This is a genomic window from Shimia sp., assembly GCF_965227725.1.
Lineage (GTDB): Bacteria > Pseudomonadota > Alphaproteobacteria > Rhodobacterales > Rhodobacteraceae > Shimia.
In genome coordinates, this window is sequence record NZ_CBDDGH010000003.1 from 97,815 (window position 1) to 124,154 (window position 26,340).

A 26,340-nucleotide genomic window follows, 5' to 3' on the forward strand; every position below is an offset into this window, starting at 1 on the left:
CTTAAGCCCTCAGATGTCTGCGTAACTGTTGCGGAAGCTGGCACCTTCTGCCGCCAGACGCGCGCCGCCTGCGCCATAACAGCTGTGCTGCGCCCAATTGGCCGCCTGTGCATCCGCCAGAGCAGAGATGTCTTTCATGTAATCCACCGCGTCGCCCTCAAGCCCGGCGCGCACCGCGTCCCAATCCGGATAAGCGTTGAAGGCATCGAGCCAGATCGCCCGCCCGGCCAGAAAGCCGCTCGCGCCCGCTTTGAACGCATGCTCCAGCACATTGCGGAACTCCGCCTTGCCCGCACCTGCAGACAGCATCACCCATGGCCGCCCGGCAAGACGCCCCATTTCGTCAAACACCGCCTGCACCTCGGCAGAGCCATCCGCATCCGCCGCATTCACCGGACTTTCCAGCTTGAACACATCCACGCCGTAGTCCGGCTTGGCAAATTCCTCGACCGATTTCAGAACGTCATCGGCCTTCTTGCCCTTCATCTCCACGTATTCCTTGGTCTGATGGGCGTCTGCGGCAAGCGGATAGACCAGCAGCTCAAACAGGAAAGGAATGTCATATTTTGCACAGGCTTCGCCCACCTGTTTCACGTAATCCTTCTGCGCTTGATTGACCTCGTCTGAGGCATCGGGCCGATACCAGGCCAGCACCTTCACCGCGTCCCCACCCATGCGCTTGATCTTGCCCACCGACCAGTTGTCGATGCTGTCAGAGAGCCGCCCACCGGGGGTCTCTTTGAACAGGCTGTCCTCCAACGTGACCACCAGCCCCTTGTGCGGCAACAGAGCATCAAAGCTGTAGGGAATGGCATAATGCGGGTCGAGCAGCATCGCGGTGGAATGTGCCTGAAGCGTCTCCACCAACATGCCTTTGAACTTTGCGACCTCCTCCCACGGCGCGGTTTCCACCCCGTGATGTTTCGCAATCGGGCCCTTGATCGGCGGGCGCTGATCCACGGCGGTCATCTTGTAAATGCCGTTCTCATCGGCCATGCGGCGCATCCCGCTCAGCTTGCCGGGTGTCAGGGAAATCATACCTTCGTCTCCTTAAGGAAGTCGTTGAGCTGAGCGCGGCTCGGAGCCCCGGCCCGCCCGCCTTTTGTCAAACATTTCAGGGCCGCCGCGCCGTTTGCGTGGCGGATTGCCTCTTCAGCGCCCATGCCCTCTGCAAGCATCAGCGCAAAAATGCCGTGCCAGACGTCGCCTGCGCCCAGCGTATCAATCGGGGTGATCGGGAAGGCCGTCACATGGCGCACCGCATCGCCTTCGGTGAACCAAACGCCATCCGCGCCGTCGGTCACGCAGGCCCAGCAGTCGTGTTCTTGTGCGATCTGTAAAAGCGCGTCTTCGATATCCGCCTCCGGATAAAGCGAGCGCAGCCCCTGCATCGACAGCGCCACATGGCTTGCAGCCCCCATCAGCGCCGGATCAATCGGCGCTTCTCCGTCCAGAATGCCGGGAATGCCGCGCGCACCGGCCAGCTCCAAGGCCGCCAGCGCCGCATCCACCCGCCGCGTGTCCGTCAACACCGCGCCCAGATCGGTGAGGCCGTCAAACCAGTCGGTTTTCAGCACAAGCCCCGCCCCGCGGAAATTCACAATCTGGCGTTCGCCCTGCGCGTCAATCAGCACCGAAGAATAGGAACTCTGCGCCCCCGCCGTGCGCGTCACATGGGAGACGTCCACGCCTTCGCGCGCCAGATCGGCCACGATCATATCGCCGATGCTGTCCTCCCCCAGCCGCGCGCCCAACACGGCCTCGCCGCCCATCCGCGCAATCGCCACAGCGGCATTGGCGGCACAGCCCCCGCCCACGATATCCGCTTCTTCGGTGCCGTATTTCTCCGCCCGATTGGGCAAGGTCGGCAGGTGAAAGACAAAATCCACCACTGCCGCGCCGACGCACAGGATCCTGCTCATTGAGGCACCTCCAGCCCGCTTGGCACGCTCTCCGGCACGCCCAGCCGCCCCTTGATGCTCTCCGTCCCGGTCAGCGCATGCAAAAACGCCACGATCTGCGCCACCTCGGTGTCATCCAGCTCAATCCGCTCGATATCGGTGCGCGACGCCAAACGCGCCCGCTCCCGCGTGTCAGAGAACGCCAGAAAATCCACCTTCGCCAGCCAAGGCACCTCCGGCAGCACCGCATTGCCCTTTTCCCAAGCCGCAAAGGCACCGCGCGGGTCCATGTGATGGCGCACCATGCCCTCAAGGCTCGCGTAAGCCCCGTTGTGGCCATAAGGCGCCGTCAACGCCACATTGCGCAGCGCGGGCGTGCGAAAGCGGTAGGCATCCTCCAACCGATCCGACGCCCCCATGCGCCCCACGTCGCGCACAATTGGATCCCATTGCCGCGTCTTGCCCGGCCCAAAATGCGGCAGCATCAGCGCGTGAAACTTCTGATCCGTCATAAGCGGCCCCGCATGGCAACTACTGCACATCGCCTTGCCGTAAAACAGATCCATACCGGCCTTCTGTTCGGCATTCAGCGCCGTTTCGTCGCCGTTCAGATAGGCGTCAAACGGGCTGTCGTAGCTCTTGAATTCTGTACCCTCAAAAGCTGCCAAAGCATTGACAATATGGGTGATATTGATGTCGAGCGCTTGATCCACATCGTCGTAAGCGGCAATAAACATCTCCGCATATTCCGGGATGATCCGCACCCGCTTGGCCACAATCGGCCAGACATTGTCGATCCGGTCATAAACCGCCCCAGCGATCTGGTTTTCCTTTGGGTTGCCCGCCATCTCAAACTCAGCGGTCATCGGAAACAGCGCTTGGGCTGCGAGGATCGAGTTCAACCCATCCGGCAGCCATTCCTGCGCCGGGCTGTCAAAGCCGGTCTCGTAAATATCGCTCACCGACAGGCGGCCGTCGTGAAACAGGATGTCGATCTCTTTTGCGGCCAGATTCCACAGCGCAGGCGCATTGCGCGGGATGCGCTTCACAATCCGGCTGTCCCCTGTGCCCGGCGTCCGCTCCCGCCCCAGCCCGTCACCGCCCTCGCCAATCCCAAGGCTCAGCCCGTCGCCGGACCCCAGCTCCGGATGGTGGCAGGTGGCGCAGGCAATGTTGCGGTTACCTGACAGGATCGGATCAAAAAACAAGAGCTGGCCGATCTTGGCCTGACGCGGATCAAACTGGATGAAATCATCCTCTTGCAACGGCTGCGGAAGCGGGCTCCCATACGCGGGCGCACACGTGAGAGCGCCAAGAACTGCGATGAGGGAGAGAGAATGAAACGCTTTGTTTTTGCTGCACTTTTTGCCAGCACGACACCCGTTTTGGCCGAGATCGAAACCGGCCGGGATTACATGGATGCCAAAGAGTACACCAAAGCGATGCAGGAGCTTCTGCCAGCCGCCAACAGCGGCAATGCGGAAGCCGAGGAATTGATTGGCGTGATGTACGCGCTTGGGCTGGGTGTGGAGCGTGATGACGTCCGTGCTTTTGAGTGGTACCTGCGCGCCTCGCTCAAGGGCCACGCGGGCGCTCAGAGCGGCATCGGCTGGTACTACGAGGTCGGCCGGGGCATGCCCGCGCCCGATCTCGTGCGCGCCTACATGTGGTACACACTTTCCGCGATCGGAGGCGATCCTGATGCGGCCATTTCCCTTGAGGAAGTGGTGAAAAAGATGACGGACGAGCAAATTCAAAAAGCCCATATTCTGGTGGATGACTACCGGACATGGCTCTATCCATTCCGGTGATTTTGGGGTGTCGGGCCGCGGCAATCCTGCGTCGGCCCGACACCAATCCTTTTTTAGATCAACGCCTTAGTTCAGATCAGACGCCATACCGGCTTCGATATCCGCTTCAGCTTCGGCCACCGCAGCTGTCAGCGCGTCAAAGATCTCGTCGCCACCTTTGATGTTGCCTTTGAACCAGTCATAAACCGGCGCGGCAGCCTCTTTGAACGCAGCCTTTTCCGCAGGTGTTGGCACATAGAGATCCCCGCCACCGGCGACAAAATCTTCATAGGCTTTGATCGACTTGCGCTTTGGTGAGGCAAAAGTCGCCTGCTGCAAGGCAGAGAACCCATCCACAACCACGCGGCGCATGTCTTCCGGCATGCTGAGGAATTTCTGGTTGTTCATCCACCACAGCGCACCCATGTAGGCGTGCCCATCGAGCGTCACATATTGCAGACCCGCATCCGGGAACTTCATGCCCATGATGTCGGTGATGCCGTTTTTGGAGCCTTCCACCACACCGGTCTGGAACGAGGTGAAGAGCTCAGGCCATGGGATCGGGGTTGGGGACGCGCCCAACGCACGCACCAGCTCCTGCGGCAGGTCGGCCACCACGGTGCGGATTTTCAGACCTTCCATGTCAGAAGGCGATGCCACGCGGCGTTTGGTGTTGGCAAAGTTGCGCCAGCCGCCGGTGTTGCCGATGGTCATCAGACGAATGCTGTCACCGGAATCTGCCAGCGCCATCTCGCGCATTTTGCGGGTGAAATCGCCTGCCAGCACGGTCTCTGCAATGCGGTCATTGGCCATCAGATAGGGCAGGTCCAGCACCTGCACATAGGGGAAGATGCCCGACGCGCCGCCGGATGTGGAGATGTAGACATCAATCGTGCCGTCAGCCACACCCTGCAGACATTCTGCACCCTTGGAGCAGAGCTGCGTGCCGATGAACAGCTCAACCTCGATGGCCCCGTTGGACGCGCTTTCCACGAAGTTCTTGAACACCACGAGGCCGTCATAATCCTCGTCGTTTTCATTGGAGTTGGCGGTCGCGCGGATCGTGTAATCCGCCGCCTGCGCGGCGATTGCGCTGCTGGCGACCAGCGCGGCTGTCGCCACCGCCTTAAAGGTTTTGCTGAACATGTCTATCCTCCCTGATACGGTTCAAGCGTTTGATGTTACTGCACAAATCCTGTTAGTCTTGGAATTGTCATGGAAATGGCAGGCACATAGGTGATGAGGAAGATCACAAAGACCTCCACAGCGAGGAACGGCAGGATCGCCTTGGCGATGGTCTCCACCCGTTCCCCGGAAACCGAACTGGCCACAAACAGCACAAGCCCCATCGGCGGCGTCGCCAGACCCACGGTCAGGTTGACGCTCATGATGATGGCGAAATGCACCGGATGCACACCCAGATCGACAAAGATTGGCCCCAGAATTGGCCCCAGAATGATGATCGCCGGCCCCGCGTCCAGGAACATGCCCACCGCAAACAGCAGCACGTTGATCAGGAACAGCAGCACCAGCGGGTTTTCCGACAGGCCCAAAATAAAGCCCGCCATGGTCTCTGGCGCATGGCTGAGCGACACCACGGTTTTAAAGGCCACCGCCGCCCCCACCAAAAGCAGCACGGTCGCGCTTGCCAGCCCGGCGCGCATCAGAATGCCCGGCAGGTCGCGCACCTTCAGCAGGCGCAGAATGAACAGCCCGACAACCAACGCATAGCCCACGGCGACAGCGGAGGCCTCGGTTGGGGTGAACACCCCCACCAGAATACCGCCCAGAATGATGATCGGCGTCTGCAGCGGCACCACCGCCTTTTTGCAGATGATGCGGAAATCCGCGCTCACCGTCCTGCGAATGCGCAGCAGGATCACATGGGCAATCGGCAGGAACACAAGGAACACGAGCCAGCCATTTACGGCAATGGTCATCCCCGAGGAGGCCAGAATGGCGCTGATCGCCGCATAGATCCCAAAGAGCACACCGGCAAAATTGATCCGCAGCAGCACAAAGCTGAAACCGGCCTCGGTCTTGCTGATGGTCTGCCCGGCGGTCACGATCCGCTCCGCCTTGGGCAGGTCATATTTATCCGCCATCAGGCGCACCATCACCATAAGGCCGACGCCCACCAGCACGCCCGGCACGATCCCCGCAAGGAACAGCGCGGCCACGCTCTCGCCCATGACATAGGCGTAGATGATCATGATACCCGAAGGCGGGATGATCGGCCCGATCACCGAGCTCGCCGCCGTGATCGCCGCCGCAAATTTGCGCGAATAGCCGTTCTTTTCCATCGCCGGAATGAGCGTCGAGCCAAGCGCCGAGGTGTCCGCCACAGCTGATCCCGAAAGGCCAGCGAACAGGATCGACGAGAGTATGTTCACATGCGCCAACCCGCCGCGCAGATGCCCCATCAGGGCTTGCGAAAACTCCACGAGGCGCGTGGTGATCCCGCCGCGGTTCATCAACTCACCCGCAAGCACAAAGAACGGCAGGGCCATCAGCGGGAAGCTGTCCATGCCGTTGTAAACATTGCGATACAGCAGCGCGATGTCCCGCTCCTGCCCGTTGAGCCAGAGCAGCAGACCGGGCGACAGCAGCAGCGCAAAAAACACCGGCAGGCCGATCATCAGGAAGATCAGGAAAAGCGGTAGAAAAAACGCCAGCATCAGTCCGCCGCCCCCATGGCCATTGCAAATTCATCGGTGTCAGGAAGCTCGGTATCGGGGCTGATCAGCGCCATAATCGTGCGCAGGATCAGCTCAACGGTGACGACGCTCAGCATCACCGCGCAAAACAGCAGTGAGCCGTACATATAGCGCAGCTTGATCTTGAAGCCCTCGCCGCCAATCCACTCCAGCGGCACGCGCAGCGAAGAGCTATCAAAGTTGCCGCCAAACCCGAAAGTGTGCGCCTGACCGTGCTGCACCGCGATCATCAGCACCGCAAATGAGAAGCACAGCAGCACCAGATTGAGCACCAGCCCCGGCACCCGTGACAGCATGTTGGGCAGCGTATCAATCGCGACAAACCCGCCCCAGCGCATCGCCGATGGCGCCATCAGACCAACCAGCCACAACATCAGAAACCGCGCGGCTTCATCCGGCCAGGCCAAGGCATTGTTCAACACATAGCGACAGAAAACCTGTGTCAGAATCACGATGACCATCAGCGCCAGCGCCAAAGCCCCCAGACGTCTGCACAGGCGCAAAATGTGGGTGTTCACCCACGCCAAAGGCCGTAAGACCAACATCATTGCGATATATCCTCCCAAAAATATCGCGCCGAAACCACATTTCTATCGAAAGTAATTTCGTTTTTTTCGATTAGGTCACAAAACGAAGCTACACGTCAACCCATTTGACTCACCCCGCCACCACAAAGCCCACATCATGGGCCGTGGCGAGGGCCTTCATCTCAGGATCGAACTGCGCGTCGGTCACCAGCGAGTTCACGTCTGCCAGCGTGCCAAAGGACACCGGCGCAAAACTTCCGAACTTGGAGCTGTCCAGCGCCAGAATCACGTTGCGCGCACTGGAAATGATCGCCGCGCTGACCGCGCTTTCCTCCAGATCATAGTCCACAAGATCCCCGTCACGCCCCATGGCCGCAGCCCCGACAACGGCGATATCGGCGCGAAACTTGCGGATAAAATCGACCGCCGTGGCCCCGAGAATAGCCCCATCCGCACCCCGCACGACACCAGCCGGGATCATCACCTGAACGCCGGGAAACTCTCTTAAAATATTGGCAATATGCACAGAATCCACAACCACGCTCAGCCCGACATGATGGCTCAGATGGCGGGCCACGGCCATGGTGGTGGTGCCGCCGTTGAGGATCACACTGGCATGGTTTGGGATTTGAGCGGCGATGGTGGCCCCGATCGCATCCTTCTCATCGCGCATGATTTCCTTGCGCACATCAAAGCCCGCATATTCCGTGCCCGCCGCCAGCGTCGCCCCGCCGTGAAAGCGGATGATCTGGTTGTCCTCGGCCAACATGGTCAGGTCTTTTCGGATGGTTTGCGGCGTGGTGTCCAGCCGCTCCGCCAGCTCCTCAACCATGGCGCGCCCGGCCTGCTTGAGCAGCTTCAGGATCTCCTCCTGACGCGCGCGTGTCTTGGCACGTGCCCTCATCATCTCCCCTCCGTTTCTTTCGATTTCTAGATCAAACCGAAAGAAATACCAAGAGAGTTTCGCGAATCTGCGCAAGTCAGGCGCGTTTTACAAGGCAAAGCGAAACCAAAAACAGGTTCAAAACGCGCTTTTGACGGCGCAGGCCGTGCTTAGTCTTTCGTTTAGCAGAACCGCTTGTAGTCCGCGATCAGGGCGTTGAGATCATCATAATGATAGAGCTTCCCGCCGTAGGCCAGCACGCCCTCATCGCAAAATTCGCGGATGGTGCGCTCCGAATGTGAGATCATCACCACGCGAGACGCCTCAATCCGCTCACGCAGGGCATGCTCGCTTTTCTTGCGAAATCGCTGATCGCCCACGGCGGTGATTTCATCCACCAGATAGCATTCAAACCGGATTGCCAGCGAAAGCCCGAATGCGAGCCGCGCTTTCATACCGCTGGAATAGGTCTCAATCGGCAAATCCAGCGAAGGCCCGAGTTCGGCGAACTCCTGCACCTGCGCCAGCACCTGTTCCGTGTCGCAACCATAGACCCGCGCGACAAAGCGCACATTCTCCACGCCGGTCATCAAGCCATTGAACCCTTTGGAAAACCCCATGGGCCAGCTGACCTTTTCCGTGCATTTCACAGCACCGGATGTGGGCGGCTCGATCCCGGCAATCATCCGCATCATGGTGGATTTGCCCACACCGTTGTGGCCCATCAGCGCGATGTTTTTGCCCTCGGCAAACTGATAGCTGGCGTCCTCCAGAATGCGTTTGTGCACCCCTTTGACGTGATAATCCTTGGTCACATGCTCAAAGGCGATCACGGCTCACGCCCTCTGTTTGCGGGTGATCCGCTCTGCAAACAGCGCGATGATCACCAAAACGGCGGCCAGCGACAGCGGATAGGCAATGTTGAGCACATCGCTGCGGTAGTTGGCGTAAAACCCTTCGCGGGTCCATTCCACGATATGCAGCAGCGGGTTCCATTTGAGCACGGCCACCGCCTCAGGCGGCAAAGCGGAGGGGATGTAAAATACGCCAGAGAGGAAAAACAGCGGCCGCGCCACCAGCTTTTCCACATGCTGCCAGGCTTGGGTGCGCTGATAGAGCATGGCGTTGATCGCCCCCACGCCAAAGCCCAAAAAGCACGTGGTGCCAAAGGCATAGAGCAGTCGTTCCGGATGGGCCGGCAGCTCCGCCCAACCCACCACCATCAGCCCGCCGTAAACCAGCGCATTGATCACCAGAAAGGTCAGCGCGATCAGCGTGAGCCGCGCAAACAGCGTGTCGGGCTCTTTGATCATCGGGTAGCTCAGCAGGGATTTGTTGGTGGTGAAGGCCCGCATCAGCGACACGGAGAGCTTGTTATAAAGATCCAGCGTCAGCACGGCGGTGGCAAAAAACAGCGCCAGCGATGCGCCAAAGGGCGCTTGTCGTCCGATCAGGTAAAACAGCCCAACCATAAAGCCCACGGAAATCACCGGCTGGGCAATCGCCCACAGATAGCCCACATGCGAAGTGCCAAAAGTCATGCGCGTTTCGCGCAGAGTGAGCGCGGCCACCACCCGCATTTGCAACCAGATCGCGTGCAGCATTCCCTGCCCTCACCGCATATGATCGCGCACCGCATAGCCCACAAGGGCGGCAATCGCCCAGACGGCAAAAGCGGCGGCGGCAATCAGCAGAAAATCCCGAAGCCGCAGCGGGTAAGCCGGCTCACTGGGCACAAAAGGGCGGGCAAACACGCCGAGATAGCGCTGCTGCCGATCCGCATCCAGCCGCGCAGCTTCCAGCGAGGCCATGGCGGAGGCATAGGTCTGTTCGGCAAATTGCTTCTCGATCACCAGCGCTTCATAGCCCGCCAGCGTTTCCGCGGTTTTGGCGCTTGCCGCCTGCCCGGCCGCGCCGATCAGGCTTTTGCGCTCTGCAATCTGCTGGCGATAGGCTTTGGCCTGACGGTTGAGCTGTTTCAGGATGGGCGAATTCTCCCCGACAGAGCCCGCCACCTCATCAATCTGGGACTGCACTTTCACCAGCTTGGCCTCCAGCGACGAGACCAGTTCAGCATCCAGTTGCGCATTGACCATCGGATCCACCGCACCGCTTTCTGCACGAAAGGCCACCAGATCAAGGCTCACATCACGCACCCGCGCCTCGGCACGGGCCACCTCATCAGCGGCAAATTGCACCGAGTCCCGCCGCGCGGTCTCAGAAAGGTCGTTGACCAGCCGGTCCGCGGCCGCCAGCGCGCTGCGCGCCACCCGCACCGCCGTGCCGGGATCAAAGGCCTGCACCTCAAAGCTCACAATGCCGGTGGTGCTGTCATAGCTCGTGCTGATGCGCCACTGCCAATACTCCACCATATCCTCAAAGCTGCTCTCCGGGCTCAGACGGGCGATCGGGTCAATATGGTCTTGGGAGAAATGACCCCGCAGATTGAGCTCGTCATCGATCTCACGCAGAAGGTCCGGGCTTTCCAGATAGTTGCGCACCACATAGCTGTCAGAGGTGTGGCTGCTGCTGGCGGGAAATCCGGTGACCGAAGCCATCAGATCCGGCGTGCCGCCACCATCAAGAGAGCGGATCACAAAGCTCGCGCTGGCCGCGTAACGGTCTGTCGCAACAAAGCCGAAATAGCTCGCCGCCATGGCCAGCGGCAGCAGAAACAGCGCCACAAATGAGGCCAGCAACCCCCAGCGTCTGCGCCGGTGCGGCGCGTCTTTCGGCCCCGCCTGCACAACGCCAAGAGGGCCATCAAACGCGGGCACCGGTTTGAGCACTTTGATTTCAGCCATGCCGTCCCTTTCTGGCCCCTTCTGGCGGAATGTGAGGCCCGCGGCCCCATTGGTTACTGCCCAGTTTACGCCCGAAGGGTTTACGAAATGTCAGCATCTCCACATGCACCAACAAATCCTGCCGCACTCCTGCCGCCTCACCCGCCCGCCACACGCCAGAACGGATCACGTTTCACATACTCCAGAAGCCAGCCGCGCGCGGCGAAGGTTGACCGGTCTGCCAACGACGGCTCTGTCCAGCCAAACACCTGCGCGCGGTGGGCGGCGTCGATCTCCGCAGCCTCCGCCAGATAGCGCGTCATCACCCGCCTCACATCACTCTCCGGCAACAGCGCCTTGCGCAGATAGAGCGGGGCCATTTCGCGCGGTACCGCGTCTTCGCGGCTCAGAACCAGATGGGCGATGCGCTGCTTGAGAAAGATCGCCTCCATTCCGGAGACATCGCACAGCCCCAGCGCAACCGGCAGCGGCGCGGCGCGATCCGGCACAAAATGCTGCGCCCTGCGCAACGCGCGCAGACACGCAAGGCGCAGCGGCACGCTGGCGTCTTCCATCATCACCGAGACCCGCAGCCCCGCCTGCTGCAGCTGGCGCACCCCGGCCACAAAGCTGCGGGTGATCGCGGGGCGCAGCAGGCCAAGATAGGGGTGCGGTTTGATCACGACACGGCGCAGGCCCATCGCATCGGCCGCTGCCAAAACCGCCGCAAAGCCGCGCAGGCCCGAGAGTGAGCTGTAATTGTCCGCATGCCCGCCAAAGCCTTCCCAGGTTGGCGCGTAAAACAGGGCCGGATCCGCATCAGAGCTGCGCGCGGCGCGGATCTCCGGCATGGGCTGCACAAAGGTGTCGCCCATCATCACCAGCCGCCCTCTGTCCATGTCATCAGCGGTGAAAATCCCCGCCTTCAGATAGCGGTCCCGCGCCAGTGGCCCGGCGATGGAGACATAATCATAAATCCGTGCGGCCGGGCGCATCGACGCGCCTTTGTTGCTCTCCCCATGCAGGGTCAGCACATGACGAATATCCCGCCGCGTGACCGTCTGCAGATTGGAGCGCGCATTAAACGGATAAAACACCACCCCGCCCGCCGCCACCGGCAGGCGCGCGGCCCGTCCCTTGATCCATCTGACATCCAGTTCCTGAGGCAACCGCCCCAAGGCGCGCTGCAGGCGCAGCAGAGATTTCTGACGCAAAAACAGTGGCGTGTCAGTGACGCCAAAAGCCCCGCTTTCAAAAAACGGCCGGATCTGTGTCACTGCAGAGAGCACCGGACTGTCCAGATAGACCGCCTGATCCGGCAGCCCATCGAGAGCCGAGGACAAGCGCACTTGCCCCGTCTCCATATCCTGAAGTTCCGGCGCGGCAGCCGGTTTTTTGGGGGAAATATCCGGATTGGGAGTGCGCGCCAGAAGCATCAGATCACAAGCGCACCACCAGATTTTCGCTCATCAGCATCTTGCCCGCAGGGGAGGACATCATCGCGATCACATCCGCCACATGCTCCGGCTGCATGATCGTGCTGGGGTCTTCATCCGGGGCCAATGTCTTGCGCAGATCGGTGGCGCAGCGCCCGGGGCTCAGGCAGACCACATCAATACCGTAAGGCGCAAGCTCCTCGCGCATGACCTCTGACATATTGATCACCGCCGCCTTGGAGGTGGAATAACTCATCCAGCCAGAGCGCCCGTTCACACCCGCTGTGGAAGCAATATTGATCACCTTTTCAAGGGGATGACTGCGCAGCAGCGCCTCTTGCACAAAGCGGAACGGCGCATAGAGATTGATCTGCATCGTGCGCTGAAAATCCGCCATGTCGGTTTCATTGATTGAGGCAGGCTTGGTGAAACCCGCGTTGTTCACAATGGCAGTGATGGCGATATTTTCCGCTGCGAGCCGGTCAAACACATCCGACACCGCCTGCGGATCAGAGAGATCCGCCTCAACCGCCACAATCTGACGGTTGCCAGCAATCGCGCGCACCTCTGCCACCGCATCGTCAAAATGCCTTGAGCGGCGCGCCACCATCACGATGCAGGCCACATCATCCATGCCGCGGGCAAAGCGCCGCGCCGTGGCCAGCCCGATGCCTCTGGAGGCGCCGCTGATCAAAACAGTCTTAGTCATGGGCGGCGGCCTTTCTGTTGCTGTGAAACCCCTTCATCATCTCTTGCGCGATCACAAAATCCTCGGGCGTCGTCACTTTCCGGTTGCGGCTGAACCCTTCCAGCGCCTGCACCGGCTGTCCGGTCATTTCCACGACCATGACGCTGTCCTCATTATAAACCGCACCGGTGTTGCGCGCCGCAACATGCGCCTTTTGCAGCGTGTCGCGGTCAAATTTCTGCGGCAGCTGAATGTCAAACACCCGGTCGCGCGACACGCCGCGCCGCACCTGACGGGTTTCGGTATCAATCCGACACATGGAAAAGGCGATCGCATGGCAATAGCCCGCGTTTTCGGCCTCACAGGTGATCAGATCGCTCAGCATCTCGGGGTTGATGAACGGCCGCGCCGCCTCATGCAGCACAACAACATCGTGAGACGCCGCCGCCACCAGCGCCGCGCAGCTTTCCTGACGGGTTGCTCCGGCGGGCACCACCTGAAACGGCAGGCTGCCGCAATAGGCTTCCATAAGCTGTTGCGTGCGCTCTTCAAACCCTTCTGGCGCGTTGATCAGGACCTCGCCCACATGCGGCGAGCGCACCGCCGCAATCAGCGAATGCGCCACCATCGGGTGGCCGGCGAGTTTGTAAAACTGTTTGGGTTCATGATGTTCCGCCCGTGCGCCCACGCCGCCAGACAGCAGCAGAAAAGAGACCTGAGGGGTGCAAAGCGGACGTGTCAGTGGGTGTAAATTCATCAGGCGTCGCCTTTATGCGCTGGTTTGCGCCCCCCGTTGCGAGCGAAACATCGGCTGGCAGGCGCCGTCAGGGCCAGACTTGGGGGCTAACCTGCGAATTGCACCCTCAGGGGCACCCTGCCCGATCAGGTTAGCGCCCCCAGCCGCACCGCCCAGTGCACATCCCGAAAGCTCTTCGGAATGATGCCTGAGACCAGCGGTTCTTACGTCTGTATCCATTTTGGTCGTCAACTTTCTGTTTCGCGCCCAACGGGCGTAACCCAATGGTACAAATGGACTTTTTCCATTGTCGCCAAATGCACTTCTGTACGGCGGCGATCACGAAGCCATTTCTTGTCTCCGTGACTCCATTTTTGGCGAAAGTGGTTACTGATCTGATAACACTTGTGCAGAATTCGGGGCACAGTCCGCGCAACGCGCGCCTTCTTGCCCCTGCGGCAGGCGGCAGTACCGCAGTTCCTCTTCGACACTCAGGCCGAGGCATGCTGCTCCATCGCGCCGCACCCGCTCCACAACCCAGGGAAGAGATTCGCAGTTTTCCTTTATTTTTAAGCACATTGCAGGTTTCACGCCACGTTAGAGAACGCGCTCCAACGCTCCGAAAACCCCGAAATCCCCCCTGATCCAGCCGCCAATCCCTTAACAAAAGCTGACTCAAACCCCGCGCATTTGAGGCAAATACCGCTTTCAAACCTGCCCCAAAACACAGGCCGCAAGGCAAAATCTGCCTCCGGCACAGGCCACACGCATCACTTGGAAAGAATCAGACACCCGCTCAGGTAGAAAGCGCGCAAAAAGAAAGCCGCCCAAAGGGCGGCTTACAGATCACACAACACTGCCAAGCTTATAGGCGTCGATCGCCAGATCTCGACACAGCAGCCGGGCGATCTCATTGGCATCAGCGCGGGTCAGCACACCGCGCGCACGCTGCTGCGCCAGATGCTGGCTCACCCCGCGCCGCCACATATCGTGGCGCGCCGGAATGGACATAAACGCCCGCGTGTCATCCGTGAACCCGGCGAGGTTCCAATATCCGGCGGTCTCCACCACCTGATCCAGATAGCGGGCGATGCCGTTGGAACTGGCCGAATACCGCCATGGCGCGCCAAGGCGCAGCGCTGGCCAATGGCTGACCATCGGCGCAAGCTCGCGGGAAAAGGCGCTTTCATCCAGGGTAAAGAGCACAATGCTCATTTGCCGCACATTGCCCACACGTGCCAGAAGCGCATCCAAGCCATGCACCCAATTGGCGCCAACCGGCATATCGGCCCCTACTTGCGGGCCGTATTTTCCGTGCAGCACCTTGTTGGTGTTGCGCATGCTCCCGGCACGGATCTGCATCACCAGCCCGTCTTCAAATGACATCTGCGCCATTTCGGTCAGCATATGCCCGTAAAAGCCCTGCGCCTCTTTCGGAGTGATCTTGCCCGCCAGCGCCTTGGCAAACAATGTCGCCGCACGCTTTTCCGTCATGTGGCATGTCGCCAGCTCGCCCACTTCGTGGTCGGTCGCTGTGCCGCCATTGGCCATGAAATAGGCCCGCCGTTCACGCAGCGCCTCAAGATATCCGGCAAAGCTCGCGGTGTTTTCGCCCGTGATTTCCCCCAACGTTGCAACGTCGGCGCGGAAATCCGGATGGGTTGGGTCGAGCACAGAGTCCGGGCGGAATGTGGGAATGATCTTGCCGCGCAGTTTCTGCAGACGCGCCGCCTTGTGGCTGGTTAAATCATCAAGCGCGCTGTCGGTTGTGGCCAGCGCATCAATATTGAAGCTCTGCAACAGCGCCTGAGGCCGCATGCGCGAGGATTTCAGCTCCGCATCCACGCGATCATAAATGCTGTCTGCGGTCTCCGCGTTCAGCGGCATCGCCACACCAAATACATGCACAAGCGCATGGGAAATCCACAGATGACTCGGCGTGCCGCGGAACTTGTGCCAGTGGTTGGCAAACAGCTGGAACGCCGCACGCGGGTTACGTGCCTCTCTGGGCACACCGATGCCGATGTCTTCCAGCCAGACACCCTGGCTCAGCAACATGCGGATCACGGAGACATCCGGATCAATGAAGACTTCAGCCGGGTCTGAGAACGGGCGGTTCTCGGCAAACCACTCCGGCAAACAATGCCCATGCGGCGAGACAATTGGCAGCGCCTGCACACCCTCATAAATATCAAGCGCCGCATCCGACAACTGCAGTGTCGGCACGGAGTGACTTACAAGGTTCATTACGGCTTCGCCCATTGTTCTTGTTCTCTCTCTGCTAGTCCAAGCGGCCCAAGCGACCGCATGACGCGCGCCTTTGACGTCCTTTGACCTCACGGGCAGCGCTCTATTCTGGTCTCTCCCAGATGCCCACAGATTGATTTACGAGACACTAACGCGACAGCGCTCAAGTCCAGCGCGACGCCTGAGACACGCGGCCGAAACGACTGCCAAACTCACCAGATCTCTCATGCTGAAACGGTCCCGGCACCAGCACCGCACATCCCCCAGATGTGCGCAGCTGGATCAGTGGCCACACGCGCCCTTTTCACACAGGCAAATGCCTAAAATCCGCAAAGGTTTGGCCTGTCAGACAAAAAATGGCCGGATCGGTATCACCTTGCCTTGCGTCCGACGCTTATGCGCCACATCAGGGCCGTGGATCACCGGCTCAAATCAAGATCGCGCTCAATCACATTCGCCCCAAGGCTGTATGCGTGCCAAACTTCCCTGACCGCCCGGAACGCGACGCAGCGCTTGCGGCAAAGAAATTTGCATTCAATTTACTCTTTTTTCTTTGAGATCCGAGAAGTAGCTATAGTTTTAGTAAAGGTTTAACTGCACCTGTGCAGATCAGACTTCTAGAACTGGGCACACCAGCCGCTAAGATTATTCACGACCTCCGCCCTGAGCGGAGACAAGACATTTTCGGAACCGACAACATGTCCTCCAAAGCCAACATCCTCAAAGACCTCTCCGTGGTGCATGTTATGTATTCCGGCCGTGTAACACTTGACGGCCTCCGAGACCCTTGGCGCGAGGTTTACTTCTCTGAGGATTACAAACGCGGCATGAATGAGGTTGTGGATTTCAGCGCGGTGACCGATTTTGACATCGGCTTTGACGAGCTGCTCGCCTTTGCCAAGACCTCACAAGAGATCCATGCCAGATACGGCCACAAGATCACCGTCTGCCTGATTGCGCCGGACAAGGCCTCAACCGGCTTTGCCGATATGTTCATCGACCTCGCGCAGGCCATGCAATACGACAACGATGTCATGATTGTGCAGGGCTATCCTGAGGTCTTTGCTATCCTCGATCTCTCTGACGAAGAGATCGCCCAATTCCCCGAGCCCTGCCGGCAAGAAGCGCATCTGCTGTAGATGCGCCTCCGGCGACCGCCCTCACCTGAGAGGGCAGCCCTTCAAATCAGCCTAAAAATCAGTAGCTGTGTTCGCCGTAGATCTTGGTCAGATCGCCGCCCCAATCCCCGTGATACTGCGCCAACAGCTCATCAGCAGGCACCTGACCGCTTTCTACGCTTTCCTGCAACGCGCTGAGGAAGTGTGTCTCATCCGGCACCAGCCCGCCAGCTCCGGCCTGACCACGCGCCTTCAGGCCCGCTTCAGAGATCTTCAGCACTTCGCGTGCCAGCTCATGCATGTTGATCTTGCCCACCTGCGCCTGCAGCGCCTGTTCGCTCGCGGCCACACGCAGCGCCTCGCGGGTCTCCGCATCCCAGCCTTTGACCAGATCCCAGGCCGCATCCAGCGCCGACTGATCATACATCAGCCCCACCCAGAAGGCCGGCAGCGCACAGAGACGCCGCCACGGGCCACCATCCGCCCCGCGCATCTCCATGAATTTCTTGATCCGTGCTTCCGGGAAAGCGGTGGTCAGGTGGTCTGCCCAATCGCTCAGGGTTGGCGTCTCACCGGGCAGCGCAGGCAGCTCGCCTTTGAGGAAATCGCGGAAGCTCATGCCCAGCGCGTCAATGTATTTGCCGTCGCGGTAGACAAAATACATCGGCACATCGAGCGCATATTGCACCCAGCGCTCAAAGCCGAAGCCCTCTTCAAACACAAACGGCAGCATGCCCGTGCGCGCATCATCCAGATGCCGCCATACCAGACCCCGGGTGGATTTCACCCCATTGGGCTTGCCATCTAGAAACGGCGAATTGGCAAACAGCGCATTGGCCACCGGCTGCAGCGCCAGCGCCACGCGCAGCTTCTGCACCATGTCCGCTTCGCTTGAGAAGTCGAGGTTCACCTGCACGGTGCAGGTGCGATACATCATGACCTTGCCCATGGTGCCCACGCGGTCCATGTAATCGGTCATCAGCTTGTAACGCCCTTTGGGCATCACCGGCATCTCTTCATGGCTCCAGATCGGGGCCGAGCCCAGCCCGATGAAGCCTACGCCGATCTTGTCGGCGATGTCTTTCACATCCTTGAGGTGCTGATTCACCTCATCACAGGTCTGGTGGATGTTCTCCAAAGGCGCGCCAGACAGCTCCAGCTGCCCACCGGGCTCAAGGCTCACATTGGCGCCGTCTTTCTCCAGACCGATCAGCTTGCCGCCCTCTTCCAGAGGGGCCCAGCCATGGCCGTCGCGCAGCCCTTCCAGCACCGCCAGAATAGAGCGTTCGCCCTCATATGGCAGGGGTTTCAGGCTGTCCTTGCAGTAGCCGAATTTCTCATGCTCGGTGCCGATCCGCCAGTCTTCGCGCGGCTTACAGCCGGAGCTGAGGTATTCAGCCAACTGGTCATGATGCTCGATCGGGCCGCCGCCGGACTGGGGAATGGACATGGCGTTTGCTCTGCTCCTGAGACTGGTTTCAGGCGTCTGTGGTGGGGTTTTTTGCAGGCCGTGTCAATGCAGCCTGCGATCCTCTTTTGCCCAGATCACAACCGGGTGATCAGGCGCGGCCTTCAGCTGCGCCAGCATATGTTCGGTCTTGATGCCGTCCAGACTGGCAAAGGCGTCAAACAGCGCATCGCTCCCCGCCGCATTCACCGGGATGTGCAGCGGGGCCTGCCCGGGTTGGTAAAGCGCCCAGACCGGCGGCTGGCTGCGGCCATCAAGCACCACACGGCTGAGGCTGCGCATCGCCACGCTGCCGCCGTTGAGCGGGCCGAAATAGGCGACCTCGCCCTCATCCACCTGCACCACACCGGGGCCACCCTGGCCAATCCGAAACCGCGCCCGCTGAATGCCGCTGACGATCAGCACAGCCCCCACAGCCACAAGCCCGATGCCCAGCCATTTCAGAAGGCCAAAGCCGCTGGCCCACCACAGCCCAAGCAGCAAAACCGCCGCGCCTACCAAGGTCTCGCGCCACTGCACCAACGCCGCCCGCGCCTCCGGTCGAAAGAAACTCATCGTGTTCTCCTCATAGCCTTCGCCCGGCGGAACCGCCGGGCCGCGCCTGACCCTCCCCATGGGAGGGCGCATTCGCACCCACCCAGGGTCAGGCGCGGCCCTATCCACTCAAATGTCAGCACTTGCAACCTCATCCCGCATGCGCCTCCACATCGGCAAACAAAGCCAAGGTAAAGCTGCCGTTGCGCTGAAAGCCAATCGCCTCATAAGCGCGCGCCGCCGCCGTGCTTGCCGCAAACAGGATCGCCTGCGTCACCCCTGCCTTCTGTGCTTCTAACAAATGCAAAGCCACCGCCCGTCGGGCCAGCCCCTGCCCGCGCAAGCTTGGCGGTGTATACACACCCCCGATCTGCACCACATCTGACAAGGTCGCATTGAAGCCCGTCATCGCCACCGGCGCACCATCACGCAGCAAAATGCGGTGGCTGTCGCGCTCCATGTAGCTTTGGATCTCTTCCTTAGCCGCCTGCACGGCCGTAAGCTTACCCAGCCCCATCACCGCCTCATTGTAATCGGCGCGCCAATCTTGCGCCAAAGCCTGCATGTCAGGCGCAATCGGGATGAGTGAAAAACCCGCGCAATCCGGCATCTCCATCGCATCCAGAGACAGGCGGTATCCCGGTTCAGGCTCTCGAATGGAGGCTGCGCGCGCGTTCAGCCCAGACATCTCCATAAAGGCCGTCGCCTGCGGCTCGTCACCGCACAGCCCAACGATGGGGCGCTCTTGCCAAAATGCGTTGGTCGCCTGCCAGTCCGCCTCCGTGGCCTCCGGGGCCTGCAACATGATGAAGCCATTGTTGCCCATGCCAAACAGTCCCGGTCGGTCGCCCTCAAGCGCCCAGACACGCAGACCGCGCGGGGTCTCTGAATTCAATCCAAAGCGATCCAGATTGCCCAGAAAAAACATCGAACTCTGGATGTGCTCTCTCAGGAAAGCCTCCACCCACGCAAGATCACTCTGGTCAATCTCCCGCCAGCTCATCCCCAGTCTCCCAAGGATTGCTGCCAGAGCGTCATTGCCGCCACCGCCGCTGTATCCGCGCGCAAGATCCGGGGCCCAAGGCTCACCACATGGGCAAAGGGCAACGCCTTGAGCTTCTCCCGCTCCGCCTCGCTAAACCCGCCTTCCGGCCCGATCAGAATGGCCCAGGGTCCGCCTTCTGAGGCCGCAAGGCGCTTTGCGCTGCCCACCTCAGCTTCATCACAAAACATCAACTGCCGCCCGTCAGGCCAATCGGCCAACAGCCGCTCAAGCTTGGTCAGTTCCGCAACCTCCGGCACATAGGTGCCGCCACATTGCTCTGCGGCCTCTACGGCATGGGCCTGCAGGCGATCCTGACGGATGCGTTCGCTGTTGGTGAAATCCGTGTTCACCGGCACAATCCGTGCCGCGCCCATTTCGGCGGCTTTCTCCACGATGAAATCCGTGCGCGCCTTTTTGATCGGGGCAAAACACAGCCACAAATCAGGGGGCATCTGCAAAGGCTTGGTCTGCGCCTCACACATCAGCTGGCCGTTGCGCTTGTTGGCCACGGTCACAACACAGCGCCACTCGCCGTCCCGCCCGTTAAACAGCAGCACCGGATCATCCACTGTCATCCGCATCACCCCGAAAAGATAATGCGCCTGCTCTTTGGTCAGAGGAATGGTTTGCCCTTCCCCCAGCCCCTGCTCTACATACAGTCTGACTTTTGCCTGTTTCATAGGAACCTACATATGGCCGACACGCCCGCGAAGGAAGAACCAAAAGGTCAGGTCTCTGACGCCGTGCGCGGCAATTGGGTCGACCATCTTGCGCCCGCGTGGTCCCGCCCCTACCTGCGCCTGTCCCGCGCCGACCGCCCGATTGGCACGTGGCTTCTGTTGCTGCCCTGCTGGATGTCCCTGCTGCTCGCAATGCTGTGGGACGGGCAGGCCTCCTGGCACGATCTCTGGATCGCCCTTGGCTGCGCGCTTGGCGCCTTTCTGATGCGCGGCGCGGGCTGCACCTGGAATGACATCACCGACCGTGAGTTTGACGCGCAGGTGGCGCGCACCCGCTCCCGCCCGATCCCCTCCGGTCAGGTCAGCGCCAAACAGGCCGCTGTCTGGATGGTGGCGCAGGCCGGGATCGCCGCGCTCATTCTGTTCAGCTTCAACCTCACCGCCATTCTGCTGGGCATCGCCTCACTGATTCCCGTCGCCATCTACCCCTTTGCCAAACGCTTCACATGGTGGCCGCAGGTTTTCTTGGGGCTGGCCTTCAACTGGGGCGCGCTGCTGGCTTGGACCGCCCACACCGGCACGCTCAATGCCCCTGCCGTGGTGCTCTATCTGGCGGGCATCACCTGGACGTTGTTTTATGACACGATCTATGCCCATCAAGACACCGAGGATGACGCGCTGATCGGCATCAAATCCACCGCGCGACTCTTTGGCGAGAACAGCCCGCAATGGCTGCAGGGTTTCCTGATCGCGACCGTGGCTCTGATGGGGCTGGCCGCGCTGATGGCAGCGCTGCCGCACTCCCCGCTGGCACTGGCGGTGGCCCTGATGGGACCGGTGGCCATGGGCTGGCACATGCAGTGGCAATTGCGGATGCTGAAGACCGATGACGCCGAGCGGCTGGTCATGCTGTTCCGCTCCAACCGCGACGCGGGGCTGATCCCTCTGCTGTTTTTCGCCACCGCAATTTTCCTGTGATTGCAAGCGCGCGCGCAGCGTCGTATCACCTTGGCAACCAACGGCCGGACTGCACCTCTGAATGCGACTTTCTTCCTTACTGATCCTCTTTGTCACCTTCGCAACTGCGGCCCTTCTCAGCCTCGTCGCCGCCAGCCTCTCCGCCGATCTCATAGAAGAGACCTCAAGCACCGCCGTGGAGCGTGAGCTGGCCGAGAACAATATGGACTGGGCCGAGGTCTATGCCGAAGGCTTGCAGATCTTCCTCGCCGGTGTGGCCCCCACCGAGGCCGACCGCTTCCGCGCCGTGTCTGCCGCCAGCCGCATTGTCGACGCCTCCCGCGTTATCGACAACATGCAGGTCCCGGCCACCGCCGCCATCGCCCCGCCGCGCTTTTCCGTGGAAATCCTGCGCAATGATGCGGGCATCTCCCTCATTGGCCTGATCCCCAAAAACGCCAACCGCACCCAGATCATCAACGATCTGAAAGAGGCCTCCGGCGCGCAGGACGTGGCCGATTTTCTGGAAACCGCCGACTATGCCACCCCCGCTGGCTGGCGCCCTGCGGTGCGCTTCGCTCTCGGCGCGCTGGAAGAACTGCCCCGCGCCAAGATCTCTGTTGAGGCAGGCCGCGTGGATGTGACCGCCATGGCCGACAGCGCCGAGGCCCGCGCCGCCTTGGAACACGACCTGATGCGCCGCGCCCCCAAAACCGTAGAGGTGAACCTCGCCATCTCCGCGCCCCGTCCGGTGATCACCCCCTTCACCCTGCGCTTTGTGCTCAATGAAGACGGCGCCCGCTTTGACGCCTGCTCTGCAGACACCGAAGCCGCCCAGGCCCGCATCCTCAAAGCCGCCCGCGCCGCAGGCATGCAGACCGAGAGCGAATGTGTGATCGGCCTCGGCGTGCCCTCCACCCGCTGGGCGGAAGCGGTTGAGGCTTCCCTCGCGGGCCTTGCCGAACTTGGCGGCGGCACGCTGACCATCTCTGATGCGGATGTGACCCTCACCGCGCTGCAGGGCACCGGCCAGTCCCTGTTTGACAAAGTCGCCGCTGAAACCGAAGCCGCCCTGCCCGAAGCCTTCGCCCTGCTTGCCATCCTGCCGCCTGCTCCGCAGCAGGACGACGATGCCTCCCGCGCGCAGGAGTTCACCGCAACGCTCAGCCCGGAAGGCCTGTTGCAACTGCGCGGCCGCCTGCCCAATGAGATCGCGCGTGACACAACAGAAAGCTATGCCCGCGCCCGCTTCAGCAGCGACACCGTGCATATGGCCACCCGTCTGGACGAAACCCTGCCGCGCACCTGGCCCTTCCGTGTGATGGCTGGCCTTGACGCGCTCTCGCTGCTGCACAACGGCGTGCTGCAGATCACCCCTGAGGCTGTCTCTGTCTCCGGCAACACCGGCAGCACCGAGGCCAACGCCCGCATCGCACAGCTTCTGGCGGACAAGCTCAGCCAGACAGACCACTTCGCGATCAACGTGACCTATGTAGAGGCGCTTGATCCGCTTGCTGGCATCCCCACCGCCGAGGAATGCATGGCCAACATCCAAGCGCTTCAAAACGAGACCAAGATCGCCTTTGAACCGGGCAAAGGCACGCTCGACGCCAGCGCCGATGCAATCATCGACGAGCTGGCCAAACAGCTTGAAGCCTGCCCCGACCTGCGCATCGAAATTCAGGGCCACACCGACAGTCAGGGCCGCGAGTCCATGAACCAGGCGCTCAGCCAGACCCGCGCCCAGGCCGTTCTGACCGCGCTGCAGGACCGCCGCGTGCTCACCTCCGGCTTTGTCGCCGTGGGCCATGGCGAAAGCCAACCCATCGCCGACAACAGCACAGAGGCTGGCCGCGAAGCCAACCGCCGCATCGAATTTGTCCGCATCCTGCCCGAAGGCGCGGAAACTGCCGAGGCTGCTGAGACTACTGACGTCGAGGGTGAAGCCAGCGACGCTGAGGGCGCAGAGGCAACCCCGTCCGAGGCCACTTCTGAGGCAACCACCGAAGCAGCCACCGAGGCCGCGCCGGAAGCGAGCACCGAAGAAACCACCGAACAGACACCCGAAGAATCCGAAGTTGAGGGCCAGCCAGAGGCAGCAGCAGAGGCCCCATCCACCGAAAACGCCGCGCAGAACGACGGCGAGGAGACAGAAGAGCAATGACGCGTATTGAGTTCATCCTGACCACAGCCGTGATCCTGTTTGTGGCCTTTTGCATGGGGTGGTTTGCCAATTGGCTGGTGCACCGTTTCACCCGCGTGGCCCAGTCGGATGTGGACCAGCTGGAACGCATGAGCCAGGAGCTGCACGAGGCCGAGGAAACCCGCGATCAGGCGATCACCTATCTGCAGCAGCGCGAGGCGGAGCTGACCAACCAGCTCACCCAGACCGAAGCCGAACTCTCCGCCGCCATGGACGGCCTGCGCGACGCCCGCCAGGAAGCCGAAGAGCTCCGCGGCCAGCTGGGACGGTAAGTCCGAGGCATCAGGCCAAATTTCGGGTGTCGGTCGCAAAGGCGGTCTCCCAAGGCAGTTCGCCCCTTAAAACCCGCATTGCTCTAATATGATGTCGGCCCGCGCCGTCACCGACATCTTGGGCAGCACATATTGTTCATAGCCGAGCGCATCCAAAGACCGCGCGATGCGCGTGTACTCTTGGACCGCTGCCTCAAAGCTGTGCTGGCGTTCCGCGTCGTTGACAAACAGCTCCCGCCAAGGCGGTGCAACGAAGACACGCTTTGCATAGGGCAGCACCTCGCCAAATGTGTCGCGCACCTTGCCCCCACCACAGTGCTCCAAGGCCACGGCTGCGTCGATCAGACCGCGATCAAAGAAGACAGGCCCCTCAAGCGTCTGGGCGGCCGCAAGGTCAGACCGAGCCACCTCCATGGCCCGACGTGCGAAAGCTTCCATATCGACCCAAGGCAACGCTTTGCCTCCGCCAGCCACTTGCTCAGCGATGATGCGTCGGCCCGGCTCTGGGACGGTCGCACATCCGCGCGCGGCCAAAGCGCTCAGCAGGGTCGATTTGCCCGCGCCCGAGCACCCCGTCAGCAGAATAAACCTATCAGTCAAAGCTCCCCCTCCAACTCCCAAGAGAACGAACGCGGTGTGTCAGCCATTGAACCGCGTGCAATCAACCAGTGCCCCGCCAACGATCATGAGCCCAATCCCAGAAAGCAACGTGCGCCTCGTTCTCGATTTGGAAAACACTCGGCTTGTGGCGCGCAATACTGTTGCCCCGCGTCCCGTTGCGCAGCGCGGCCGGGTCACACTTGCCCATTTGGCCGACACGGAATTTTGCACCGACGCAATACCGTAGGGATACCGACGCGATACCGACGTGCGGTTTTGGCAGAATTTTTTGGTTAACGACCCGACAATCCGCTGTGCTCAGTGACGGTCACCAGCGGCTCAGCGCGTCCTCATCCGCATCTTTCGCGGCCACCCATTCGGCCCCGTCAGCGGTGTATTCTTTCTTCCAGAACGGCGCGCGGGACTTCAGGTAGTCCATCAGGAATTCCGCCGCCTCAAAGGCATCGACACGATGGCGGGCCGCCGTGGCAACCATCATGATCATATCCCCTTGGCGCAGCTCGCCATGGCGGTGGATGACCAAAGCATCGCCGAGATTCCAACGGCTTACCGCCTCTTCCGCGATGGTCTCCAGCGCCTTCTGGGTCATGCCGGGATAGTGCTCAATCACCATGCGATCCATGCCGCCCTTGTCGGCATCGCGCACCACACCGGTGAAGGTGACAATGGCGCCCATATTGCTGTGGCCGCTGGCAAAATCCTGCGCTTCCTTGCCAAAGTCAAACGGCGCTTCCTGCACAACAACCCGCATGGCCCGCTCCTCTTAACCGCCTGTCATTGGTGGGAAAAATGCCACTTCACGCACGCCCTCGATAGAGGCATCAAAGTCTGTCAGCTCCTGATCCACAGCCACCCGCAGGGCGCTCAGATCAGAGAAGGCCACCGCATAGCGCTCTTCGCGCGCCTTGAGTTCTTCAACCAGCTCCGCCACGGTCTTGGCTGCGGTCTCCACCTTTTCCTTGGGGATCCCGATCCGTTCACGCACCCATGCGAAATAGAGAACATCCATAGCGATCAATCCTTTAGATGCGGCTTGGCCTTGTTGAAGTAGTCAATCCCAGTGATAGCGGTCAGCGCCGCCGCAATCCAGAGCAACCAAAGTCCCATCCAGCCGGACCAGACCATGCCCGCATGTTTCCAGCGCAGTCCCTGCAGGTCTTCGATCTCGCCCAGCATGATCTGATCGACCATCGCCTGATCCATGCCCCAGGCCGACATGCCGAGGTAATGCTCAAACACGCCCTGGCCAAAAAGGAAAGCAATCGCAACCATTTGCGTCGCGGTTTTCCACTTCGCCAGCTTGGTCACCTTCAGCGTCCCGGCCACATCGCCAAGGAACTCACGCAGGCCGGACACAAAGACTTCGCGGAACAGGATCACGGTGGCAGGCAGCACCAGCCAGGGCGACATGGAGGAATACCCCACGATCACCATCAGCGCGATCACCACCATGGCTTTGTCCGCAATCGGGTCGATCATCGCGCCCAGCCGCGTCTCCTGCTTCCAGAGCCGCGCCAGATAGCCGTCAAACCAATCGGTGACCGAAGCCACCAGAAACAGCATCAGCGCAAACCAATCCGCATAGGGCCGTTCAAAATACAGAAACATCACCGCAATCATGGGCGCGGCGATCAGGCGGAGAACGGAGAGAATATTGGGAATGTTCCAAGTCATAGCCACTTCCTAAGCACTTTTCTCCGCAATCAAAAGCCCTCACCTTGCACCTGCGGCAGC

Annotated in this window: 27 protein-coding genes; 5 read left to right on the plus strand and 22 right to left on the minus strand. The window is 60.8% G+C overall.

Annotated features, from left to right (window positions below; all coding sequences use genetic code 11):
• Nucleotides 1-9: 9 nt before the first annotated feature.
• Genes ACO07T_RS06130 through ACO07T_RS06140 form a run of 3 tightly spaced genes read right to left on the minus strand, consistent with a single transcriptional unit; the run spans nt 10 to nt 3,166 of the window.
• Entirely contained in the window at nt 10-1,038 is a 1,029-nt protein-coding gene (locus tag ACO07T_RS06130) for a tagatose 1,6-diphosphate aldolase (RefSeq protein WP_422048685.1), read from the minus strand.
• Complete coding sequence (locus tag ACO07T_RS06135; protein WP_422048686.1) at nt 1,035-1,922, minus strand: PfkB family carbohydrate kinase; 888 nt, start codon at nt 1,920-1,922, stop codon at nt 1,035-1,037. The genes ACO07T_RS06130 and ACO07T_RS06135 overlap by 4 nt, the downstream gene beginning before the upstream one ends.
• On the minus strand, nt 1,919-3,166 hold the full coding sequence (locus ACO07T_RS06140) for a cytochrome-c peroxidase (protein ID WP_422048687.1): 1,248 nt from the start codon (nt 3,164-3,166) through the stop codon (nt 1,919-1,921). The genes ACO07T_RS06135 and ACO07T_RS06140 overlap by 4 nt, the downstream gene beginning before the upstream one ends.
• 72 nt (nt 3,167-3,238) lie before the next feature.
• On the opposite strand from ACO07T_RS06140, the gene ACO07T_RS06145 reads away from it, so the two are divergent.
• Complete coding sequence (locus ACO07T_RS06145; RefSeq protein WP_422048688.1) at nt 3,239-3,712, plus strand: tetratricopeptide repeat protein; 474 nt, start codon at nt 3,239-3,241, stop codon at nt 3,710-3,712.
• A gap of 66 nt (nt 3,713-3,778) precedes the next feature.
• On the opposite strand, the gene dctP is transcribed toward ACO07T_RS06145, so the two are convergent.
• From dctP to uxaC, 11 genes are all read right to left on the minus strand, one after another.
• On the minus strand, nt 3,779-4,837 hold the full coding sequence (gene dctP, locus ACO07T_RS06150) for a TRAP transporter substrate-binding protein DctP (RefSeq protein ID WP_422048690.1): 1,059 nt from the start codon (nt 4,835-4,837) through the stop codon (nt 3,779-3,781).
• Nucleotides 4,838-4,872: 35 nt separating this feature from the next.
• A complete protein-coding gene (locus ACO07T_RS06155) occupies nt 4,873-6,369 on the minus strand; it encodes a TRAP transporter large permease (protein WP_422048691.1) in 1,497 nt (498 codons plus the stop codon).
• Nucleotides 6,369-6,956, minus strand: a complete 588-nt coding sequence (locus ACO07T_RS06160; RefSeq protein WP_422048692.1) for a TRAP transporter small permease — start codon at nt 6,954-6,956, stop codon at nt 6,369-6,371. The genes ACO07T_RS06155 and ACO07T_RS06160 overlap by 1 nt, the downstream gene beginning before the upstream one ends.
• A 109-nt stretch (nt 6,957-7,065) precedes the next feature.
• The gene (locus tag ACO07T_RS06165; RefSeq protein ID WP_422048694.1) at nt 7,066-7,842 is read right to left on the minus strand and encodes a DeoR/GlpR family DNA-binding transcription regulator; all 777 of its coding nucleotides are present in this window, start codon (nt 7,840-7,842) and stop codon (nt 7,066-7,068) included.
• Between the two features lie 158 nt (nt 7,843-8,000).
• Nucleotides 8,001-8,651 carry an ABC transporter ATP-binding protein gene (locus ACO07T_RS06170; protein ID WP_209065862.1) on the minus strand — a complete coding sequence of 217 codons (651 nt, stop codon included), beginning with the start codon at nt 8,649-8,651 and terminating at the stop codon, nt 8,001-8,003.
• Nucleotides 8,652-8,654: 3 nt separating this feature from the next.
• Nucleotides 8,655-9,422, minus strand: coding sequence for an ABC transporter permease (locus ACO07T_RS06175; protein WP_209080672.1), 768 nt, complete (start codon nt 9,420-9,422; stop codon nt 8,655-8,657).
• 9 nt (nt 9,423-9,431) lie between these two features.
• On the minus strand, nt 9,432-10,622 hold the full coding sequence (locus tag ACO07T_RS06180; protein ID WP_422048695.1) for a hypothetical protein: 1,191 nt from the start codon (nt 10,620-10,622) through the stop codon (nt 9,432-9,434).
• Nucleotides 10,623-10,759: 137 nt separating this feature from the next.
• Entirely contained in the window at nt 10,760-12,037 is a 1,278-nt protein-coding gene (locus tag ACO07T_RS06185) for a hypothetical protein (RefSeq protein WP_422048696.1), read from the minus strand.
• Nucleotides 12,038-12,041: 4 nt separating this feature from the next.
• Entirely contained in the window at nt 12,042-12,746 is a 705-nt protein-coding gene (locus ACO07T_RS06190) for an SDR family NAD(P)-dependent oxidoreductase (RefSeq protein ID WP_422048697.1), read from the minus strand.
• Entirely contained in the window at nt 12,739-13,482 is a 744-nt protein-coding gene (locus ACO07T_RS06195; RefSeq protein WP_422048698.1) for an IspD/TarI family cytidylyltransferase, read from the minus strand. The genes ACO07T_RS06190 and ACO07T_RS06195 overlap by 8 nt, the downstream gene beginning before the upstream one ends.
• A gap of 825 nt (nt 13,483-14,307) precedes the next feature.
• On the minus strand, nt 14,308-15,723 hold the full coding sequence (gene uxaC, locus ACO07T_RS06200; protein WP_422048699.1) for a glucuronate isomerase: 1,416 nt from the start codon (nt 15,721-15,723) through the stop codon (nt 14,308-14,310).
• A 683-nt stretch (nt 15,724-16,406) separates the two neighbouring features.
• On the opposite strand from uxaC, the gene ACO07T_RS06205 reads away from it, so the two are divergent.
• Nucleotides 16,407-16,847, plus strand: a complete 441-nt coding sequence (locus ACO07T_RS06205; protein WP_422048700.1) for a hypothetical protein — start codon at nt 16,407-16,409, stop codon at nt 16,845-16,847.
• Nucleotides 16,848-16,905: 58 nt separating this feature from the next.
• On the opposite strand, the gene ACO07T_RS06210 is transcribed toward ACO07T_RS06205, so the two are convergent.
• The 4 genes from ACO07T_RS06210 to ACO07T_RS06225 all read right to left on the minus strand — a co-directional run bounded on the left by ACO07T_RS06210 (nt 16,906) and on the right by ACO07T_RS06225 (nt 20,553).
• Nucleotides 16,906-18,276 (minus strand): glutamate--cysteine ligase, encoded by a 1,371-nt coding sequence (locus tag ACO07T_RS06210; RefSeq protein WP_422048701.1) that lies wholly within the window; start codon nt 18,274-18,276, stop codon nt 16,906-16,908.
• Between the two features lie 63 nt (nt 18,277-18,339).
• Nucleotides 18,340-18,849 carry a hypothetical protein gene (locus tag ACO07T_RS06215; protein ID WP_209065853.1) on the minus strand — a complete coding sequence of 170 codons (510 nt, stop codon included), beginning with the start codon at nt 18,847-18,849 and terminating at the stop codon, nt 18,340-18,342.
• A gap of 130 nt (nt 18,850-18,979) precedes the next feature.
• Complete coding sequence (locus ACO07T_RS06220; RefSeq protein WP_422048702.1) at nt 18,980-19,831, minus strand: GNAT family N-acetyltransferase; 852 nt, start codon at nt 19,829-19,831, stop codon at nt 18,980-18,982.
• Nucleotides 19,828-20,553, minus strand: coding sequence for a 16S rRNA (uracil(1498)-N(3))-methyltransferase (locus tag ACO07T_RS06225; protein WP_422048704.1), 726 nt, complete (start codon nt 20,551-20,553; stop codon nt 19,828-19,830). Before ACO07T_RS06225 ends, ACO07T_RS06220 begins: the two co-directional genes overlap by 4 nt.
• Nucleotides 20,554-20,565: 12 nt before the next feature.
• On the opposite strand from ACO07T_RS06225, the gene ubiA reads away from it, so the two are divergent.
• The 3 genes from ubiA (at nt 20,566) to ACO07T_RS06240 (ending at nt 23,985) form a co-directional block, all read left to right on the plus strand.
• Nucleotides 20,566-21,531 carry a 4-hydroxybenzoate octaprenyltransferase gene (gene ubiA, locus ACO07T_RS06230; RefSeq protein ID WP_422048705.1) on the plus strand — a complete coding sequence of 322 codons (966 nt, stop codon included), beginning with the start codon at nt 20,566-20,568 and terminating at the stop codon, nt 21,529-21,531.
• A 61-nt stretch (nt 21,532-21,592) separates the two neighbouring features.
• The gene (locus tag ACO07T_RS06235; protein ID WP_422048706.1) at nt 21,593-23,674 is read left to right on the plus strand and encodes an OmpA family protein; all 2,082 of its coding nucleotides are present in this window, start codon (nt 21,593-21,595) and stop codon (nt 23,672-23,674) included.
• On the plus strand, nt 23,671-23,985 hold the full coding sequence (locus ACO07T_RS06240; protein ID WP_209065848.1) for a hypothetical protein: 315 nt from the start codon (nt 23,671-23,673) through the stop codon (nt 23,983-23,985). Before ACO07T_RS06235 ends, ACO07T_RS06240 begins: the two co-directional genes overlap by 4 nt.
• Before the next feature lie 66 nt (nt 23,986-24,051).
• Here ACO07T_RS06240 and ACO07T_RS06245 read toward each other — a convergent pair whose 3' ends face one another.
• From ACO07T_RS06245 to pgsA, 4 genes are all read right to left on the minus strand, one after another.
• Nucleotides 24,052-24,585, minus strand: a complete 534-nt coding sequence (locus ACO07T_RS06245; protein ID WP_422048707.1) for an AAA family ATPase — start codon at nt 24,583-24,585, stop codon at nt 24,052-24,054.
• 328 nt (nt 24,586-24,913) lie between these two features.
• A complete protein-coding gene (locus tag ACO07T_RS06250; protein WP_209065846.1) occupies nt 24,914-25,357 on the minus strand; it encodes a molybdenum cofactor biosynthesis protein MoaE in 444 nt (147 codons plus the stop codon).
• A 12-nt stretch (nt 25,358-25,369) separates the two neighbouring features.
• Complete coding sequence (gene moaD / locus ACO07T_RS06255; RefSeq protein ID WP_422048708.1) at nt 25,370-25,615, minus strand: molybdopterin converting factor subunit 1; 246 nt, start codon at nt 25,613-25,615, stop codon at nt 25,370-25,372.
• Nucleotides 25,616-25,620: 5 nt separating this feature from the next.
• Entirely contained in the window at nt 25,621-26,280 is a 660-nt protein-coding gene (gene pgsA / locus ACO07T_RS06260) for a CDP-diacylglycerol--glycerol-3-phosphate 3-phosphatidyltransferase (RefSeq protein WP_209065844.1), read from the minus strand.
• Nucleotides 26,281-26,340: the final 60 nt, after the last annotated feature.